The sequence below is a fragment of the Actinosynnema sp. NPDC059335 genome, assembly GCF_042752395.1.
Lineage (GTDB): Bacteria > Actinomycetota > Actinomycetes > Mycobacteriales > Pseudonocardiaceae > Actinosynnema.
Window position 1 is genome coordinate 19,949 of record NZ_JBHYXZ010000028.1, and the last position, 17,766, is coordinate 37,714.

The window sequence follows — 17,766 nt, forward strand, 5'->3', positions numbered from 1 at the left end:
CACGGGCAGGCCGAAGCCGGCAGGCCCGGGGATAGTGCGTCCCGCCGCGCCTGCCGGCTCCGACCGGTCGGATCGAGCCTCAGGTGGTCGGTGGCGGGCCCGTTCGGCGGGCCCGTTGGGCCAGCTCGGTCAGCTCGGCGAGGAACTCCCGCGCCGGCAGCGGCTTGCCCTCCTTGCGGAACGGGGACGGGGCCAGCGGCACGACGAGGTCCGTCACGGGGGAGTGCAGCCAGAGCGCCATCACGTAGAGGGGGGCGATGCGGAGCAGGCGCAGTTCGAAGCCGGCCACCGCGAGCTGGGGCAGCAGGCGGACGGCCTTGACGGCCTTGTCGGTCTCGGCCACGAACGGGCCCTCGGTGAACTGCGACACCTCCTGGGCGCCGTCCGGGCCCGGGGTCGTCTCGGCGCTCGCGATGGCCTGCCCGCCGTCCTCGACGAGGTAGCGCCAGCCCACCGGTTGCGCCCGGTCGAGGCCGCCGCCGGAGGTGATGTCGTCGATCCCCAGCGTGAAGACCTGGTGCGGCGTGGAGAGGTCGAGCCGGTCCTTCCGCGCGCCGCGCAGGGCCTTGGTGGAGAAGTGGGCTCCGTCCACGAAGGAGTGGAGGGTCGCCTTGACCCGGTCGGGCAGTCCGGTCGGCGGGTCGGGCAGGTGCAGTGGCATGGCAGCTCCTTCAGCCCCGGGCCTTGGTCTTGTAGCTGACGTTCCAGAGTCCGCTGTTCTGGTACCTGTTGCGGAAGTTGTCGTAGGTCATGTCGAGGTCGCCGGACCACGGGTCGCCCACGCTGACCCACTCGACCCCGTCGCGCACCGAGCGTCCCCGCACCGCGACGATGTGGCCGCCCCAGATGAAGCCGTTCTGGTCGCGCCACGCGATGTTCACCACGACGGGCGCGGACTTCGCCAGCTCCGCACCGAGTTGCACGGTGGTCAGCGAGTCGTTCAGGCGCTCCCTGAAGTTCCCGACGCGCTGCAGCGCCGTGTCCGGCCACCGCCCTTCGTTGGCGGGCGACTCCTGACCGGCGGGGACGCAGGCGTCCTTGCGGTTGAACTCCGCGTTGGCGAGCGAGCACTGGGTCCACGGCGAGGCCGGGTCGTAGAACCTGGAGACGCTGACCGTGGCCGCGCTCCAGCACCACATGGTCTGCTCCTGGTGCTGCATGACGAAGTCGACGTTCTGGTCGGCCATGTCGAACGCGAACTCCGCGAGCGTGCTGCTGCCCGGCTCACCGGTGGCCGTCCCGCCCCCGGTGCTCGTGGTGGCGGTCAGCCCGCTGCCGTTGAGCCGCAGGAACACGTTCGGGAAGGTCGCCGACTCGATCGTGAACACACCGCCGGACTGGACGGTGAGCTTGAACTTCTCGTACAGGCCGGGCGCCCCGAATTGGCAGTTGACCGTTCCGACGCGTGAGCTGCCCGGCTCCACCCCGCTGCCGTCCAGGCGCAGGTACACGTTCGGGAAAGTCGCCGACTCGAACGAGTACGTGCCGTCGGATTGGGGACGGACCTTGAACTTCTCGGTGGCTCCGGCTTTGAACTGGGCGTTGACCTTGCCGCTGCCGGGATCGGTGAACGACGTCAGGTGAGGTTGTCCCGCGGAACACCGGTCACCGGTTCGACGGGGTGTGCCGCGGCGGTGTCACGACCCGGTTGGCGCAACGGGGTGGTCTGTCGTGGACTACGCGGGTTGTTCGGTCAGCAGACCTTCGCAGGTCCGAACGACCACGGCCGCGGCGCGGCGTTGGGCGTGGTCCAGGAGCGGGTCGGCGGCGTGGTCCCGCCAGCGGTTCAGGGTGTGGTGGAGCACGTGGTGCAGTTCGTCCGGCCGCGGCTCGTGGTCCAGGCCGAGGCGGGTCAGGGGATCGGCGCCCAGGCCGCCCACGAGGCGGGTGGCTTCGGCTTCCAGGCCGTCGGGCAGCCGGATCCGTCCACTGTGGATCGCCGCGAGGAGGCGCAGCTCGCGGAAGTCGTGGGCGGAGGCGAGGATCCGTTCCGTGGTGGTGGCCAGGGTGGCGGCGGTGGGACGGGGTTCGGCGCGCAGGACGACGTCCAGGCCCAGGAGGGCGGATCGGGCCTTGAGCACGTCGTGGCGTTCGGTGAAGTGGATGCCGATCGAGTCGCGCAGTTCGCCCAGGCCGCTGCGCTGCACCAGTTGACCGGTGAGCTTGACCTGGGTGTCGAAGCCCTGGCGGATGAGGGTGGTGGTCAGGCGGACGCCGAAGATGCCGAAGCGGTCGACCAGCGCGCGGCGGGTGGCGGGGTCCAGGGGGACCGGGAAGTCGTCGCCGACGAAGCGGTCGGCGGAGAGCAGGTGCTCCTCCAGCGCCGTGCGGGGCAGGCCGGCCAGCGTGGCCAGGGCGGCGAACTCGTCCGGCCGGACGGTGCGCGCGGCCACGGCGAGGAGGCCGGCGACGGCGACGACGTTCTGGCACAGCGGGGTGACGGCCGCCTCCCGGCGGTAGCGGCGGGCGATCTGCTTGGCGGAGGTCAGGGCGTCGATCCGGCCGCCGCCGATCTCGTCGGCGCGGGAGAGCACGACGACGGTGTTCACCGGGGTCGCGCGGGCGACCGGGTGGTCGTGCGCGGCCTGGAGGAAGCGCAGGTCTGTGTTGTGCATGTGCCGGGTCAGGTAGAGCACGGCGTCCGCTTCGCCGTAGACGTGCTCGACCGGGGCGCCGGCGGGGGTGTCGATCAGGGTGACGTCCCGCAGCGAGCGGGAGGGCCACTCGACCACGACGCGCTCGGCGTCCGGGGCGTCCACGAACGCCCTGCCGTCGCGGCGCACGACCGGGACCTCGTAGTGGCCGACGTGGGCCTTCGGCTGGGGGCCGTCCTGGTACCAGGTGGTCGCGCCGGTCGAGGTCAGCTCCTCGCCGATGAGGGCGCTCACCACGGTGGACTTGCCCGATCGCGGCGCGCCGGCGACGGCGACGCGCAGCGGTTCGGCGAACCGGGCGCGGTGCGCGCGCAGCCAGGTGACGGCACGGGGGCTGTCGCGGTAGATCGCCAGGGCGTCGTCCAGCAACGCCAGGACCTCGTCGGCCAACCCCATCAGGCGCTGATCCCCAGCGGTGGCGCCTGGCCGCCCGCCAGCGCCTGCACGCGCTGGTAGAGGGCGACCAGCTCGTCCAGCTCCCGCCTGGCGTCACGGCTGCGGCGCTCGCGTTCCGACGTGTCGTCCTGGACCGCGCGGCGGGCGCTGCGGGCCGACTCGAGCAGCGTCTCCTGCAACTCCTCGGCCAGCGTGGAGAAGTGGTTGCGCAGGCTGCGCTGGATGTGCCGGGCCGCGTCACGGCAGTCCTTGCTGAACTTCACGAAGAAGTCGTCCACGTGCCGGGCGGCGGCGGCCTTGGCTGCGGCCTGCCGGCGGCGCAGGCGCTGGTCGCTCTCGTCCATGATGGACTTCCCGCCGAACAGCGCGCCGGCGCCCAGGGAGATCGCGTTGATGAGCGGCATGCCGGCGAGGCTGGTGGCCAGGCCGAACATCAGCACGCCGCCGTAGGAGCCCTTCAGGCCGGTGAACGCCTTCTGCGCCAGGCTGAACTTCTCGATCAGCGGCTTGTCCATGGGCGCGACGCGGTCGAGCACGTCGTCCGGGAAGATCGACTCGGGCAGGAGGTCGTCGCGGGCGACCGGGAAGCTCTTCGCGACCTTCTCCGCCACCCACTCCGAGCGGTCCAGGAGCCAGGCGAAGTTGGTGGTGGCCGCCTCGGTGAGGTTGTCCTCCAGCCACGTCTCGAACCTGTCCCAGCCCAGCGCCGGGTCGGCGGTCTCGAAGGTCTTCTCGACCTCGCGCATGATCCTGCGGGTGCGGTCGCGCAGGTCGTACTCGATGTCGGAGACCAGGTCGGCCATCTCGTCCGCCAGCACGGTCTGCCAGCGGGCGGAACGGCGGCGCAGCTCGTCGATCCGGCGCTGCGCCTCGTTGAGCGCGGCGATGGTCTTCTCCGGGCCCTGGGCGGCGCGGGTGGACAGCTCCTCGCGCACCGGCGCGACGAGCTGCCGGATCGCGGACGCGGCCGTGACGGCGACCGTGCGGCGGGCCAACTGGTCGGCGGCGGCGAGGATGTCCTGCCGCACGCACGCCAGCAGCTCGGGGAAGCCGGACTCGGCGTTGAGCGCCTTGTCGCCCGTCCTGGCCGCGCGCAGCCGCAGCGCGGCGGACACCGGGATGAGCTTCGCGGTCACGCCGGCGCGGGCCAGGTGGGCGCGGTTGCGCTCGACCACGCGCCGCCACTGCGCCGCGATGTCGATCTTGGTGAGGACCACGATCACGTTGGGGCAGGACGTCATGACCTGCTTGATCAGCTCCAGCTCCGAGCCGGTCAGCTCGGTGGTGGCGTCGGAGACCATGAGCACCGCGTCGGCCTGCAGCAGCGCGGTGAACGTGCTGGCGGTGTGCGCGGGCCGCAGGTCGCCCACGCCGGGCGTGTCGATCAGCACCAGGCCCGAGTCCAGCAGGGCGCGGGGGATGCCGACCTCGGCGCGCACCAGCTCCCCGCCGTGGTGGCTCGCGCTGACCTCGCTGGCGAGCCGGTCGAGGGGCACCGGGATCCGCTCGGTGGGGGTGTTCGCGACGGACGCGCCCCGCACCAGCGCGGCCGACGGTGTCTCCGCGTGCTGCACGAACGTGGGAACGGTGGTCGTGACGTCGTCACCCACCGCGCACACCGGGGCGTTCACCATCGCGTTCACGAGCTGGCTCTTGCCCTGCTTCGGCTCGCCGATCACGAGCACGCGGAGCTTGGGGTCGAGCTGGCGGGCGCGCTTCTCGCGCAACCGTTCGGCCAGGTCGGGCCGGTTGTGCGCAGCGCAAGCCCGGATCGTGTCGTCGAGCACGTCGAGCCAGGGCGCGGACATCACCTGGCAGAGTGTGCCCGCAAAAGCACTCCGGGTGAAAGTCCGGACGGGGCGAGGGCCGGTCCCGCCCCCCACGGGCAGGACCGGCCCTCCGGTGGTGGATCAGTCTCAGAAGAGCAGGTCGTCCACGCCGAGCGAGTCGACGACCGGCAGGTCCAGGTGGTCGACCGTGCCGGTGACGTTGCTCACCACGCCGCCGACGCCGGCGGTGTCCGCGACGCCCGCGACGGTGTCGGTCACGCCGGACAGGGGTGCGGCGCCGGCGAGGTCGGTGGCGCCGGAGACGTCGAGGGTGTCGCCGAGGTCGGCGACGTTGCCCAGGTTGGCGGGCAGCGCGCTGGTGAGGCCACCGGTCACGGAGCCGACCACGCCGTGCAGCGTGTCGACGGCGCCGAACGCGGTGCTGGTCAGGCCGTCCGCGCCGGGCAGCGAGCCGGTGACCCCACCCGCGGTGGCGACGGCACCGTCCAGCGTGCCGGTCGCCGTGGCGGTCAGGTCCGAGACCTGACCGGTGGCGGTGTGCAGCGTGCCGTCCAGGGTGTCGGTCACGTCACCCACCGCGGAGAAGTCACCCTCGACCGACAGCTCCGCCGCCGCGGAGCCGTCCAGCAGGTCCCAGCTCGACACGCCGCCGAACAGGGCCAGGCCGTCGGCGTCCGCGCTGAGCGTGCCCGCCACGGCGGCCTTGACGTCGCCCGCGCCGGTGGCGCCCGACACGGCGAGCTGGTCGGCGACGGCCTTGAGCCGGAAGATCGCGCCGGCCTGGCCCGCGTCGACCAGGTCGAGCGGCAGGTCCTCGAGCAGCGCGCCGTCGAGAGCGGGCAGGCTCCCGGTCGGCACGTAGTCGAGCACCAGCGGGATGACTTCCTGCACGTCCAGGGCGCTGATGTCGCTCAGGCCCGCCGCGGCCAGGGAACCCTCGGCGTCGGCCTGGAAGTCGGCCAGCGCGGTCGGGTCGCTGAGCAGGTCGAGGACGAAGTCGTGCAGCGTGGTGGGGCTGGAGCCCATGATCGATCTCTCCTGGTCGAGTAGGACGCGGGAAGCCGGCCCGGCAGGGGTGGGATCCGGCCTGGACCACGCTAGGAGCAGGCCGCCGACCGGCCATCGGGGATTACTCCCCGTAGATGCCGCAACCACTATGGGGTGGGACTCGTTCACTCCCTAGGGGATTAGGGGATGGACTTGTGACCATCTCGTGACCCGTGTAGGCACTGGCCGTAATTCGTTCAGGTGAGTGAGGAGGCCGCCGCGTTGCCGTACGTCCTGGGGGTCGACGTGGGCTCCACGCGCACCGCGGCGGCCGTGTGCCGGCTGGGCGGCGCGGGTCGCGGCGAACCGGAACCGGTCGACCTGGGCGGCCCCGGCGGCGGCGTGGCCTCGACGCTCCAGCTCACCCCCGACGGCGCGTTCGCGGTCGGCGAGCCGGGCGACCCGCGGTGGACCGCCACGGGCTTCGTCCGCCGGCTCGGCGACACGACCCCGGTCGTGCTCGGCGGCGTCGAGCGGATCCCGGCCGAGGAGCTGACCGCGCTGCTGGTCATGTGGGTGGTCGACCAGGTCGCGGCACGCGAGGGCGAGCGCCCCGAGCACGTCGTGCTCGCCCACCCGCCCGGGTGGGGGCCGCACGCCAAGGGGTTGGCGCACCGGGCGCTGCGGTCGGTCGGGGTGGCGGCGTCGCTGGTGCCCGAGCCCGTCGCGGCGGCCGAGAACCACGCGTTCACCCGGTCGCCCGTCGGCCCGCTCGGCGTGTTCAGCCTGGGCAGCCACGCGTTCAGCGCCTCCGTGGTGGGCCGGGGGTTCGAGCTGGTCGCCACCGCCGACGGGGTGGACCAGGCGGCGGGCGCCGACTTCGACGACGCGGTGCTCGCGCACGTGCGGACCTCGCTCGGGCGGGAGCTGACCGACCTCGACCCCGACGACCCCCGCACCCGCGGCCTGCACGCGCGGCTGCGCCGCGACTGCGAGGCGGCCAAGCGCGTGCTGTCCGGCACGGTCGAGACGGCGATCCCGGTGCACCTGCCGTCCGGGCGGGTGGACGTGCCGATCACCCGGGCGCAATTCGAGGACCTGGTCCGCGCCGACGTGGAGCAGGCCGTGTCGCTGTTCACCAGGGTCGCGTCGGGCGTCGCGATGACCGTGCTCGTCGGCGGCAGCGCCCGCATCCCGCTGGTCGCGGCGTCCGTGCCGGGCCGGGTGGTGCTGGAGGCCGCGCCGGAGACGTCGGTGGTGAAGGGCGCGGCGCTGGCGGCCCGCCGGCTCGTGGTCGGCCCGGACGCCGAGCCCGAGCCGATCGAGACGTCGGTGCTGGTGCGGGACGACGACCCGCTGCTGAGGTTCCCCGTGGGCAGCCTGGACGTGCCGGACGCGGAGTTCACCGCGCCGCCGCCGCGGCCACCCGTCGACATCACCCCCCTCGACCTGCCCGAGCGGCGCACGGTGAAGCGCGTCGTGCGCGGGCTCGTCGTGACCGGTGGGCGCCGCGCCCGTGATCCCGAGGATGGCCGTTGAGCTTGAGCACGACCGCGCGTCCGGTGTTGTCCCCGGAAGTCACGCAGGTCCTGGACGCCGTCGCGGCGGGAGCCGTCGTGCGGCTCGGCGTCGTCGCGCCCGGCGGGCACGGCAAGACCACCGTGCTGCGGGAGCTGGAGCGGGCGTTCGAGGACGCGGGCGCGTCGGCCACGGTGGTGGACGACGCGCACCTGCTGCCCGACGCCGAGCTGCTGTCCCTGCGCGCCCGCGTCGAACGCGGTGACGCCAACGTCGTGGTGGCCTACCGGCCCTGGCCGCGGTCGCGGGCGCTGGCGGCGCTGGCCGAGTCGCTGGGCCGGGCCCGGCCGGCGCTGGCGCTGGAGCCGTTCACCCGGGAGCAGGTGCGGGCGGTGCTGCCGCCGTCCGCGCGCGGGCTCGCGGACTTCGTGCACCAGCAGACCGGCGGCGTGCCGCGGTTCGTGCGGCGGCTGGCCGGGCTGACCGCGGCCGAGCTGACGCCCGAGGTGGTGGCGTCGTTCCGGGCCGACCTGGACTGGCTGGACGCCGACGTGCAGAAGTACCTGCTCGCCGCCGAGGCGGGCGCGGCGCTGCGGCTGGACCTGCTCGGCGGGCTGCTCGGGCTCGACGCCGACGCGGTGGGCGACGTCATCGAGGCGGGCCGGGCCACCGGGCTCGTCGGGGCCGACGGCGCGTTGCCGCCCGTGGCCCGGGTGGCGGTGGCGGCGTTGAGCCGCACGGACCGGCGCATCGCGGTGCGGCAGCGGCTGGCGGAGTTGCAGCTGCGGTCGGGCGGACCGGTGCTCGACCTGGTGCGGCCGCTGATCGGGGTCGCCGGGCCGGAGCTGGGGCGCGTGTTCCGGGCGGCGGCGGACGAGGCGTTGGCGACCGACCCGGCGCTGGCGGCGCGGCTGCTGGAGTCCGTCGGCACGGCCGGTCCCGACGTGGCCGTGCGGCGCGCGGTGGCCTCGGCGATGGCCGGCGACCTGGACGCCGCGCTGCGGCTGGCGGACGGCGTGCTGTCCGGCGGCGACCCGGAGCACCGCGGCGCGGCGGCGGAGGTGGCCGCGATCGCGTTGGCGCACCGGGGCCAGCTCGCCCGCGGCACGGAGCTGCACCGGTGGTCGTCCAGCGCCACGTCGGCGGCGTTCGCGGTGATCGGCCGGGTCGGGACGGGGCGGTTGCCGGACGAGGCGCTGCCGGAGGCGCCGCCGACCATGCTCGACGGCGGCGCTTCCCTGATGGCGCAGGGCGTGGTGGAGTCGGTGACGTCGTCCGCGACCACCGCGCTGTCCACTTTGGTCCGCGCGGCGGGGTTGCTGGAGCCCGCCGGGCGGGCCGTGCTGCTGCCGGACACGCCCGCCGCGCTGGCCGCGCTGGTGGCGTTGCACAGCGGCGAGCCGGGGATCGCCGAGTCCGTGCTGGACCGGGCGCTCGCGACCGCGTCGGGCGGCGCGCTGATGGCCGTGCGGCACCGGCTGCTGCGGGCCTGGATCGCGATGCAGCGCGGCGACCTGCCGCGGGCCCGCGAGACGTTGGCCGCGCTGCGGAAGGCGGGCCGCCCGCTGGAGCCGCGCGACTGGCTGTTCGCGGTGGCGCTGGAGATCGGCGTCGCGCGCCGCACGAGCGACCTGGCCACGTTGAAGCGGACGTGGGAGCAGGCGTGCGAGGCGGTGCTGCGGCACCCGGTCGACCTGTTCACGTTCCTGCCGCTGGGCGAGTTCGCCACCGCCGCCGCGCGGCTGCGCGACCAGCACCGGCTCGCGCCGCACCTCGCGGCGGCGCGGACCCTGTTGCGGGACCTGGGCGATCCGAGCCTGTGGTCCGTGCCGCTGCACTGGAGCGCGCTGCACGCGGCGATCATCGCCGAGGAGACGTCGGTCGCCGAGGAGCACGCGGCGTCGCTGGCCGCGTGCCGGGACCGCAGCCGGTACGCGCGCGTCGTGTCGGCGGCGGCGGAGAGCTGGCTCGACGTGGTGGCGGGCAAGGTGGACGCCGACCAGGTCGAGGAGTCGGCGCGCGGGCTGCAGGCCGTGGGCCAGTGGTGGGACGCGGCACGCCTGGCCGGCCAGGCGGCGATAAGGACGTCGGACCGGCAGGCGATGGTGCGCCTGCTCGACTGCGCCCGGCTGCTCCAGGGCCGGCCCGCCGCGACCGCGCGCAAGCAGCCCGAACCCGTGGCGGAGGTGGACGCGGGCAAGCTCAGCGACCGCGAGCGCGAGGTGGCGGAGCTGGTCGTGGGCGGGCTGACCTACAAGCAGGTGGGCGACCGCCTGTTCATCTCCGCGAAGACGGTCGAGCACCACGTGGCCCGGATGCGGCAGCGGCTGGGCTGCGCCAGCCGGGCCGAACTGCTCGACCAGCTCCGCCAGATCGTCGGCTAGGCACGGCAAAACCGCTGCTCCCGGCCGGGCCGTCAGGCGGGGAGACGGCCCCCGGTCCGGAGAGGTCAGTCGCGCTTGCCCGCGTGCAGCAGCACGAGCCCGAGCGCGGCGATGACGAAGTTCTGGAACGCGGCCGACAACCCGTTCCAGTCCTTGGACTGCCACATGACGAACCACTCGCCGCCGATCGCGATGAACCCGCCGCCGAACAGCAGCACCTGCATGACCCAGCCCGCGGACGACAGCCGGCGCGCCGACTCCTCGCGCCGCCGCAGCCAGGCCACCAGCCCGGCCAGCAGGACCAGCGCGGTCACCGCCTCCCACGCGATGATCAGCACGTAGGCGACGGTCACGACGGTCGGGTTCGTGATCGCGCGCCACGACGTGTTGGGCGAGCCGAACGTGGTGTCCATGGCCAGCACGTGTTGCACGAACGCGTGGTTGGTCTCGTAGTCGGTGATGTTGCCGAACACGACGAGACCCATGTAGAGCGCGGTGATCCCGGTCAGCGCCGTGATCGCCGCCTGTGAGGTCCCCACCCTGGCAAGTGCGCGCATGTTCTGTAGAACCTAGTCACGATCCACCGGAAGTCCACGGGAAGAATTCACCAGTCAAGACGACCGTTCGGGGTGCCGTCCGCCGGGTCGCCCCGTCACGGGCACGGCGGCTCGTAGTCGAGCTGCGGCAGGTGCTCGCGCCAGCGCTCCTCCGGCAGCACGCCCTTGGTCTTGCTGCACAGCCGCTCGATGACGTGGTCCAGGTCCAGCTCCCACAGCCGCACCGTGCTGTCGGAGCTGGTGGAGGCGAGCCGCTTGCCGTCCGGGCTGAACTGCAGGTCGCGCAGCCCGCCGTCGTGCCCGGTCAGCATCCGGCCGACCGCGATGGGCCGCTGCGCGTCGTGCACGTCCCACAGCCGGATGGTCCGGTCCTCGCCGCCGCTGGCCAGCGTCGTCCCGTCCGGGCTGAACGCCACCGCCACCGCGGCCTCCACGTGCCCGGTGAGCGGCCGGCCGAGCGGCTCGGGCCGGTCGGGCCTGCTCACGTCCCACAGCCGGACCGTCCGGTCGTCGCTCGCGGTCGCCAACGTCCGGCCGTCCGGGCTGATGTCGGCCGCACCCACCGCGCCGGTGTGCCCGGTCAACGGGTGCCCCGAGGGCTGGGCGGCGGCCGGGTCGGACACGTTCCACAGCCGCACGGTCTTGTCCGCGCTCGCCGTGACGAGCGTCCGGCCGTCCGGGGCGAACCCGACGTAGTGCACGTACTCGGTGTGCCCGACGAGCGGGTTGCCGAGCCGTTCCGGGTGCTCCCGGTCGCTGATGTCCCACAGCTGCACGGAGGTGTCGGTGGCGCCGGTGGCCAGCACCTTGCCGTCGGGCCGGAACGCCACCGGCGAGCTGTAGCGGGTGCCCACCTCGATCGGCTCGCCCAGCGGGCGCGGGCGCTCCGGGTCCGACAGGTCCCACAGCCGCACCGCCTTGTCGCTGACCGTGGCGAGCGTCAGCCCGTCGTCGCTCAGCTCGACCGCCCACACGGGCGCGCCGTGCGACACCACCGCGGCCGACTCGGGCGTGGCCGGGTCGCCGGTGTCCCACACCCGGACCGACCGGTCCTCGCTGCCCGACACCAGGTGGTGGCCGTCGGGGGTGAAGACGGGGCCCACGGTGCGCGCCGAGTGGCCGACCAGCACGCCGTGCGGCAGCGACCACAGCCGCACCACGGAGTCGTGGCTGCCGGTGGCCAGGGTCCGGCCGTCCGGGCTGAACGACACCGCGTAGACGATGCCGCTGCGCCCGGCCAGCGGCCGGCCGAGCGGCTGCGCGCGCTCCGGGTCGGTGACGTTCCACATCCGCGTGGTGCCGTCGCCGCCCGCGGACGCCAGCACCCGGCCGTCCGGGCTGAACGCCACCGACCACACGCCCTCGGTGTGGCCGGTCAGCGGGCGGCCCAGCGGCCGCGGCGCCGCCGGGTCGGCCACCCCGAACAGCCGCACCGTGTGGTCCTCGCTGCCGACGGCCAACACCCGGCCGTCCGGGCCGAACGCGAGCGAGTGCACGCGGTGGTCGAACCCGGTGATCGGCGCGCCGAGCGCCTTCGGGGCGGCCCGGTCGCGGAGGTCGAAGAGGATCACGGTGTTGTCGTCGCCGCCGGTGGCCAGCAGCGCGCCGTCCGGGCTGACCGCCACCGCGCGCACCTGCGCGGTGTGCCCGCCGAGCGGTTCGCCCAGCGGTCGCGGCGCGGCCGGGTCGGCCACGTCCCACAGCCGCGCCGTGCCGTCGGCGTTGGCCGTGACCAGGGTGCGCGAGTCCGGCGTGAACGCGAGCAGGTAGACGGTGTCGTTGCCGCCCGTCAGCGGCTGGCCGAGCGAGCGCGGCCGCTCCGGGTCCGTCACGTCCCACAGCCGCACGGTCTGGTCGTTGCCCGCGGTGGCGAGCGTCCGACCGTCCGGGCTGAACACGGCCGAGGTGACCCAGCTGCGGTGCCCGGTCAGCGGCGAGCCGAGCGGCTTCGGGTCGTCGGGGTCGCGCAGGTCCCACAGCCGCACGGTCTGGTCGAAGCTCGCGGTGGCCAGGAACCGCCCGTCGGGGGAGTACGAGGTCAGGTACACCGGACCGGTGTGCCCGGCCAGCGGGATCGCGAGCGGCGTGGTCTGCGTGGACAGCAGCCGGGTCTGCACGTCGCGGTCGTCGGGCCGCATCCGGTGCGCCACCAGGGCGAGCTGCGCCGACAGCGACGGGTCGGACTCCTGCAACCGGTCCGCCTCCGCCACCACCTGCCGGAACACCGCGTCGTCGCGCTGCCGCACGGCCACCACCGCGGCCGTGGCGGCGATGAGCGCGAGCACCACCACGCACGCCACCGCCGCGCGCCGGCCCCACGCGGCCCGCCGGCGGTACTGCATCGACACCGCCAGGAAGTCCTGCGCGGTCCCGGTCAGGCCCTCGGGTCCGGCGGCGTCCGCCCAGTGCCGCGCCGTCTCCAGCCGTGCGCCCCGGTACAGCAGCGACGGGTCGCGGTCCTGGCCCGCCCACGTCCCCGCGTCCTCCTCCAGGCGCTGCCGCAGGAGCTGGCCCTCCCGGTCCTGGTCGATCCAGCTCCGCAGGCGCGGCCACGCCTGGAGCAGCGCCTCGTGCGTGATCTCCACCGAGCCCGCGTCGAGCGTGACCAGGCGGGCCCGCGCGAGCACCTCCAGCGCCTCCTCGCCCGCGGTCCGGTTCGCGGCCTGCTCGACCAGCTCGTGCCGGGTCGAGCGGCGGCGGGTGTCCTGCGTGTCCTCGCCGACCCGCACCAGCCGCAGCAGCAACGGCCGCGCCGCCTGCTGCGCGGGCGGCGCGAGGTCCGCCCACGCCCGTTCCGCGGTGGCCGCCACCGCACCCTGGATGCCGCCCGCCGACCGGTAGCCCGCGATGGTCAGCTTGCCCGCCTGCCGGCGCTGCCAGGTGGCCAGCAGGGCGTGCGACAGCAGCGGCAGCGCGCCCGCGTCGTACGCGCCCTGGCCGCCGCCCGCCTTCGCCCGGCCGCTGCGCACGCCGAGGTCGCGCAGCATCAGCTCGATCAGGCCCGGCTCCAGTTGCAGGCCCGCCGCCTTCGCGGGCCGCGACACCGCCTCCCGCAGCTCCGCCGACGTCATCGGCCCCAGCACCATCTGCCGGTCCTGCAACGCGTCGGCCAGCTCCGGGAACGCCAGGCAGCGGCCGTAGAAGTCGGCCCGCACGCCCACCAGCACCACCGCGGGGGCCGTGCCGCCGGGCACCGCGGGCGTGCACGCCACGTGCAGCGCCTGCACGAACACCTGCACCCGGTTCTCGTCCGAGGACAGCGTGAACGCCTCCTCGAACTGGTCCACGACGACGACCACCCGCTCGCCGCCGTGCCGCGCCGCGTACGCCGCGAACGCGGCCCGGATCCGCGCGGCGAACCGCGGCACGCCCAGCAGCGCCTGCCCGAGGAACGTGTCGGGCCCGTGCCCGGCCGCCACCAGGTCGTGGTCCACCGCGTCCGGCGTGAGCGCCAGGTCGAGCACGTCGGACAATTCCGGGATCTGCCGGACCAATTCCTTCACCGGGTCGACGCCGGGCGTGATGACCACCGCCGGCCAATTCGTCGAACCCTCCAGCGCCAACGCGCCGTCGCGAATGGACGGGATCACGCCGGCGCGCACCAGGGACGATTTCCCGGCGCCCGACGCGCCGACCAGCATCACGATTCCGCCGGTTTCCGCGGCACTGCCCAGTCGGGACACCAGCGCGGCCGTGCTGCGTTCCCGGCCGAAGAACCAGCTCGAATCCTCCGGCTGGAACGCGGCCAATCCCCGATAGGGGCACACGCCGATTTCCTCGGAACTCGGCGGGTCCTCGACGTCCGACGAGGACACCGGGCTGGCCAGCGCCTCCTCCCACAGCGCGCGCCACGCGTCCAGGTCGTACAGGCCGGGCGCCGGCGGCTGCGGCCGCGACTTGCGGGCCTCGCCGATCAGGATCTCGAGGACTACCGAGAGTGCCGGAAAACGGGCGGGCACGTTTCGCCCGCGACGCCAGTCGCTGACCCGCTGCGCGGTCGCGCGGACCGGGCGACCGCGTTCGTCGGTGCGCCGCGCGCGGGCGACGGACTCGGTCACCTTCTTCAAAGGCGGGTCGCCGGCTTCGGCGTAGAGCAGCGCGAACCGCTCCGCGAACAGGGCGCGGGGACCCGACCCCGGACCGGAACCAGCCATCCGCGACGTGCCTCCTCAAGATCCGGCGTTCCGGACCGGAAAACCGGATGTGAGCGCGTGAACAGGTCGTTTGCCGACCGGTGGAGCCCTTGTGAGTCCACCCTAACGACTTGCGCCGACAAACTGGTCGAGACGTTCCGATGACGTCGTCGAGGGCATGCGGAGGGACCGGTCGAAGTGGTGTCGCAGGCAACTACCGCGAGTGGCAGCTCGTTCGTCGCTGAGGGGTCCTGGGGGTCTTCTCAGCGGTGCGCCCCCCACCGGCACGACCGGTGGAACGGCGCGGCGACCTGCCACGCCGGGCGGAGTTGACCCGGTGCGGCCCGCGCCCGTGCCGGTCACGGCCCGTGAGGACCGGGGTGTCCCCGGTGAAGCACGGGTCTGCCCGATCGTGAGGACGGTGCTGGACGCGCACGGTCGGGACCGTGCCGAGGTGGGTCTGGACCTCCTGGCCAGGCTCGCCGTCCCGACGCACCGCTAGCCGGTGTCGGGCCCAGGGGCCGCCGAGCCCTCCGGGTGCGCCGCACGACGCGGTGCGGCGCGACCCGTCCGGCCCGGTTTTCCGCCATGTCGCATTTCCGCCGGCCACCGGGTGCCGCTTTGACCGATGCTGGTGCCGTGCACGAAGAAGCGGAACGCTGCGCCCGGGCCGTGCGGTCGAAAGACGCCCGGTTCGACGGGTGGTTCTTCACCGGGGTCCTGACCACCCGGATCTATTGTCGACCGAGTTGCCCGGTCACCGCGCCCAAGGTCGAGAACATGCGGTTCTACCCGAGTGCGGCGGCCGCGCAACAAGCGGGATTCCGGGCGTGCAAGAGGTGCCGTCCCGACGCGTCGCCGGGGTCCCCGCTGTGGAACCACCGCGCCGACGCGGTGGCGAAGGCCATGCGGCTGATCGCCGACGGCGTGGTGGACCGCGAGGGCGTGCCCGGCCTGGCCGCCCGCCTCGGCTACAGCGTGCGGCAGCTCGAACGGCTGCTGATGGCCGAGCTGGGCGCGGGACCGCTGGCGCTGGCCAGGGCGCAGCGCGCGCAGACCGCCCGGCTGCTCATCGAGACGACCGCGTTGCCCATGGCGGAGGTCGCGTTGGCGGCCGGGTTCGCGAGCGTCCGGGCGTTCAACGAGACGGTGCGCGAGGTGTTCGGCCTGTCGCCGACCGACCTGCGCGCCCGCCGGCGCCCCGCGCCCGACACGCCGGGCGTGCTGTCGCTGCGGCTGCCGTTCCGCGCGCCGCTGCGGCCGGACAACCTGTTCGGCCACCTCGCCGCGACCGGCGTGCCGGGGGTGGAGGAGTGGCGTGACGGCGCGTACCGGCGCACGCTGCGGCTGCCGCGCGGGCACGGCGTGGTGTCGTTGACGCCGCAGGCCGACCACGTGGCGTGCCGGCTCGCGTTGAGCGACCTGCGCGACCTGTCGATCGCCATCGCGCGGTGCCGGCGGATGCTCGACCTCGACGCCGACCCCGTCGCGGTGGACGAGCGACTGCGCGCCGACCCGCTGCTCGGACCCGTGGTGGACGCCGGACCGGGCCGCCGCGTGCCGGGCACGGTGGACGCCGAGGAGTTCGCCGTGCGCGCGGTGCTGGGGCAGCAGGTGTCCACGGCCGCCGCCCGCACCCACGCGGGCCGGCTCGTGGCCGCCGCGGGCGAGCCGATCACCGACGTCGGGCTGACCCACCTGTTCCCGACGTCGTCGGCGCTGGCCGCGCTGGACCCCGCCGTGCTGGCGATGCCGCAGGCCCGCAAGACCGCGTTCCGCGCGCTGGTCGAGGCGCTGGCGGACGGGAAGATCGACCTCGGGGTCGGCGCGGACTGGGCCAAGGCGCGGGCCGACCTGCTGGCCTTGCCCGGGTTCGGGCCGTGGACGGTGGAGGTGATCGCGATGCGGGCGCTGGGCGACCCCGACGCGTTCACCCCCACCGACCTCGGCATCCGCATCGCCGCCCGAGCCCTCGGCCTGCCCGACACACCCGCCGCCCTGGTGCGGCGGTCCGAGGCGTGGCGCCCGTGGCGGGCCTACGCCGTCCAGTACCTGTGGGCCACCGGTGACCACGCGATCAACCGGCTGCCCGCCCGAGAGGACGTCCGTCGATGAGCCACACCACCGTCGACAGCCCCGTCGGACCGCTCACGCTGGTCGCGCGGGACGGCGTGCTGTCGGGGCTGTACCTGGCCGAGCAGCGGTACCGGCCGCCGCACGAGTCGTTCGGCCCCGAAGACCCCTCGCCCTTCGGGGACGTGATCGCGCAGCTGGCCGAGTACTTCGACGGCGCGCGGACGTCGTTCGACCTGCCGCTCGACCCGGTCGGCACGCCGTTCCAGCGCACCGTGTGGCGGCTGCTGCGCGAGATCCCGTACGGCGAGACCACGACGTACGGCGAGCTGGCCCGGCAGCTGGGCCGGCCGTCGGCCGCGCGGGCCGTCGGGTTCGCCAACGGGCACAACCCGATCAGCATCATCGTGCCGTGCCACCGGGTGGTCGGCGCGAACGGCGGCCTCACCGGGTACGCGGGCGGGATCGTGCGCAAGCGGCAGCTGCTCGACTTCGAGCAGCGGTCAGACGCCTACCGGCTGCCGATCTGAGGCCGGGGCGCGGCGGGCGCGGCGCCTGCGGGCGTCGCCCCGTTCCAGCCACCACTCGGCCAGCAGCAGCGGGATCGTCCAGCCGAGCCACGCGGCCAGCCCGGAGACCGTCTGGAGCAGGGCGACCTCGCTGCCGCCGAACGCGGTGTCCAGCCGCGGCGACAGCGTGATCGCGGCGACGGCCGCCCAGATCCGGTTGCTCATGATCGACGCGGTGAGCGCGAAGCTGCGGATCATCCACCGGCGGTGGTCGACGTGCCGGCGTTGGCGCGCCATCCGGAAGCCCGCCACCGTGAACGCCAGCCACAGCGCCCCCATCAGCACGTTGCCCACCTGGTTGAGCGGCCCGAACGGCGAGACCGCGCCGATGGCCAGCGCCGTCACCCCGCCCGGCAGCACACCGGCGAACACGTAGACGCGCCCGACCCGCCGGTGCGCCACCGGGTACCGCTGCCGGAACCACGGCCACACCTGCACCACGCAGGTCAGGATCGCCACCGACCCGAACAGCACGTGCGCCACGAGCACCGGGAAGTGCCACGGGTGCGCGGGCACCTCGGGCACCCGCGACAACGCCGGGTCCAACGTCACGTACGGCGGCACCGAGAACGCCACGAACACCAGCACCAAGAACCCGAACGGCACCACCCAGGGCCGCCGGTACCACTTCGTCATCCCCATGCCCGCACCCAACCGCCCCCCGCTGACCAACCACGCACCATCCCCGCACAACCCGCGTGTCCT

At 74.3% G+C, this 17,766-nt stretch carries 12 protein-coding genes; 4 read left to right on the top strand and 8 right to left on the bottom strand.

What is annotated here, in order from left to right; all coding sequences use genetic code 11:
• Positions 1-79: 79 nt before the first annotated feature.
• The 5 genes from ACFXGA_RS11745 to ACFXGA_RS11765 form a co-directional block, all read right to left on the bottom strand.
• Positions 80-661 carry a hypothetical protein gene (locus ACFXGA_RS11745; RefSeq protein WP_378086836.1) on the bottom strand — a complete coding sequence of 194 codons (582 nt, stop codon included), beginning with the start codon at positions 659-661 and terminating at the stop codon, positions 80-82.
• Positions 662-671: 10 nt separating this feature from the next.
• A complete protein-coding gene (locus ACFXGA_RS11750) occupies positions 672-1,451 on the bottom strand; it encodes a papain-like cysteine protease family protein (protein ID WP_378086838.1) in 780 nt (259 codons plus the stop codon).
• A 225-nt stretch (positions 1,452-1,676) separates the two neighbouring features.
• Positions 1,677-3,050: a GTPase domain-containing protein gene (locus ACFXGA_RS11755; RefSeq protein WP_378086840.1), complete on the bottom strand. Its 1,374-nt coding sequence runs from the start codon at positions 3,048-3,050 to the stop codon at positions 1,677-1,679.
• On the bottom strand, positions 3,050-4,858 hold the full coding sequence (locus ACFXGA_RS11760; protein WP_378086842.1) for a dynamin family protein: 1,809 nt from the start codon (positions 4,856-4,858) through the stop codon (positions 3,050-3,052). The genes ACFXGA_RS11755 and ACFXGA_RS11760 overlap by 1 nt, the downstream gene beginning before the upstream one ends.
• Before the next feature lie 108 nt (positions 4,859-4,966).
• On the bottom strand, positions 4,967-5,866 hold the full coding sequence (locus ACFXGA_RS11765) for an IniB N-terminal domain-containing protein (RefSeq protein WP_378086844.1): 900 nt from the start codon (positions 5,864-5,866) through the stop codon (positions 4,967-4,969).
• A 222-nt stretch (positions 5,867-6,088) separates the two neighbouring features.
• Here ACFXGA_RS11765 and ACFXGA_RS11770 point away from each other — a divergent pair, with 222 nt between their 5' ends.
• Entirely contained in the window at positions 6,089-7,366 is a 1,278-nt protein-coding gene (locus ACFXGA_RS11770) for an Hsp70 family protein (protein ID WP_378086846.1), read from the top strand.
• Positions 7,363-9,729 (top strand): LuxR C-terminal-related transcriptional regulator, encoded by a 2,367-nt coding sequence (locus tag ACFXGA_RS11775; protein WP_378086848.1) that lies wholly within the window; start codon positions 7,363-7,365, stop codon positions 9,727-9,729. The genes ACFXGA_RS11770 and ACFXGA_RS11775 overlap by 4 nt, the downstream gene beginning before the upstream one ends.
• Positions 9,730-9,794: 65 nt before the next feature.
• On the opposite strand, the gene ACFXGA_RS11780 is transcribed toward ACFXGA_RS11775, so the two are convergent.
• Complete coding sequence (locus ACFXGA_RS11780) at positions 9,795-10,268, bottom strand: DUF2165 domain-containing protein (RefSeq protein WP_378086849.1); 474 nt, start codon at positions 10,266-10,268, stop codon at positions 9,795-9,797.
• A gap of 113 nt (positions 10,269-10,381) precedes the next feature.
• Positions 10,382-14,440 carry an AAA family ATPase gene (locus ACFXGA_RS11785; protein WP_378086851.1) on the bottom strand — a complete coding sequence of 1,353 codons (4,059 nt, stop codon included), beginning with the start codon at positions 14,438-14,440 and terminating at the stop codon, positions 10,382-10,384.
• A gap of 618 nt (positions 14,441-15,058) precedes the next feature.
• On the opposite strand from ACFXGA_RS11785, the gene ACFXGA_RS11790 reads away from it, so the two are divergent.
• Both ACFXGA_RS11790 and ACFXGA_RS11795 read left to right on the top strand, forming a co-directional pair.
• Complete coding sequence (locus ACFXGA_RS11790) at positions 15,059-16,534, top strand: AlkA N-terminal domain-containing protein (protein ID WP_378086853.1); 1,476 nt, start codon at positions 15,059-15,061, stop codon at positions 16,532-16,534.
• On the top strand, positions 16,531-17,022 hold the full coding sequence (locus ACFXGA_RS11795) for a methylated-DNA--[protein]-cysteine S-methyltransferase (RefSeq protein ID WP_378086855.1): 492 nt from the start codon (positions 16,531-16,533) through the stop codon (positions 17,020-17,022). Before ACFXGA_RS11790 ends, ACFXGA_RS11795 begins: the two co-directional genes overlap by 4 nt.
• On the opposite strand, the gene ACFXGA_RS11800 is transcribed toward ACFXGA_RS11795, so the two are convergent.
• Positions 16,996-17,703: a DUF2306 domain-containing protein gene (locus ACFXGA_RS11800; protein ID WP_378086857.1), complete on the bottom strand. Its 708-nt coding sequence runs from the start codon at positions 17,701-17,703 to the stop codon at positions 16,996-16,998. The two genes, ACFXGA_RS11795 and ACFXGA_RS11800, sit on opposite strands and share 27 nt — an antisense overlap.
• Positions 17,704-17,766 lie beyond the last annotated feature (63 nt).

Coding starts and splice junctions, on each gene's coding strand:
- ACFXGA_RS11745 (WP_378086836.1), bottom strand. CDS start 661: ATGCCACTGCACCTGCCCGACCCGCCGACCGGACTGCCCGACCGGGTC.
- ACFXGA_RS11755 (WP_378086840.1), bottom strand. CDS start 3,050: ATGGGGTTGGCCGACGAGGTCCTGGCGTTGCTGGACGACGCCCTGGCG.
- ACFXGA_RS11760 (WP_378086842.1), bottom strand. CDS start 4,858: ATGTCCGCGCCCTGGCTCGACGTGCTCGACGACACGATCCGGGCTTGC.
- ACFXGA_RS11765 (WP_378086844.1), bottom strand. CDS start 5,866: ATGGGCTCCAGCCCCACCACGCTGCACGACTTCGTCCTCGACCTGCTC.
- ACFXGA_RS11785 (WP_378086851.1), bottom strand. CDS start 14,440: ATGGCTGGTTCCGGTCCGGGGTCGGGTCCCCGCGCCCTGTTCGCGGAG.
- ACFXGA_RS11795 (WP_378086855.1), top strand. CDS start 16,531: ATGAGCCACACCACCGTCGACAGCCCCGTCGGACCGCTCACGCTGGTC.
- ACFXGA_RS11800 (WP_378086857.1), bottom strand. CDS start 17,703: ATGGGGATGACGAAGTGGTACCGGCGGCCCTGGGTGGTGCCGTTCGGG.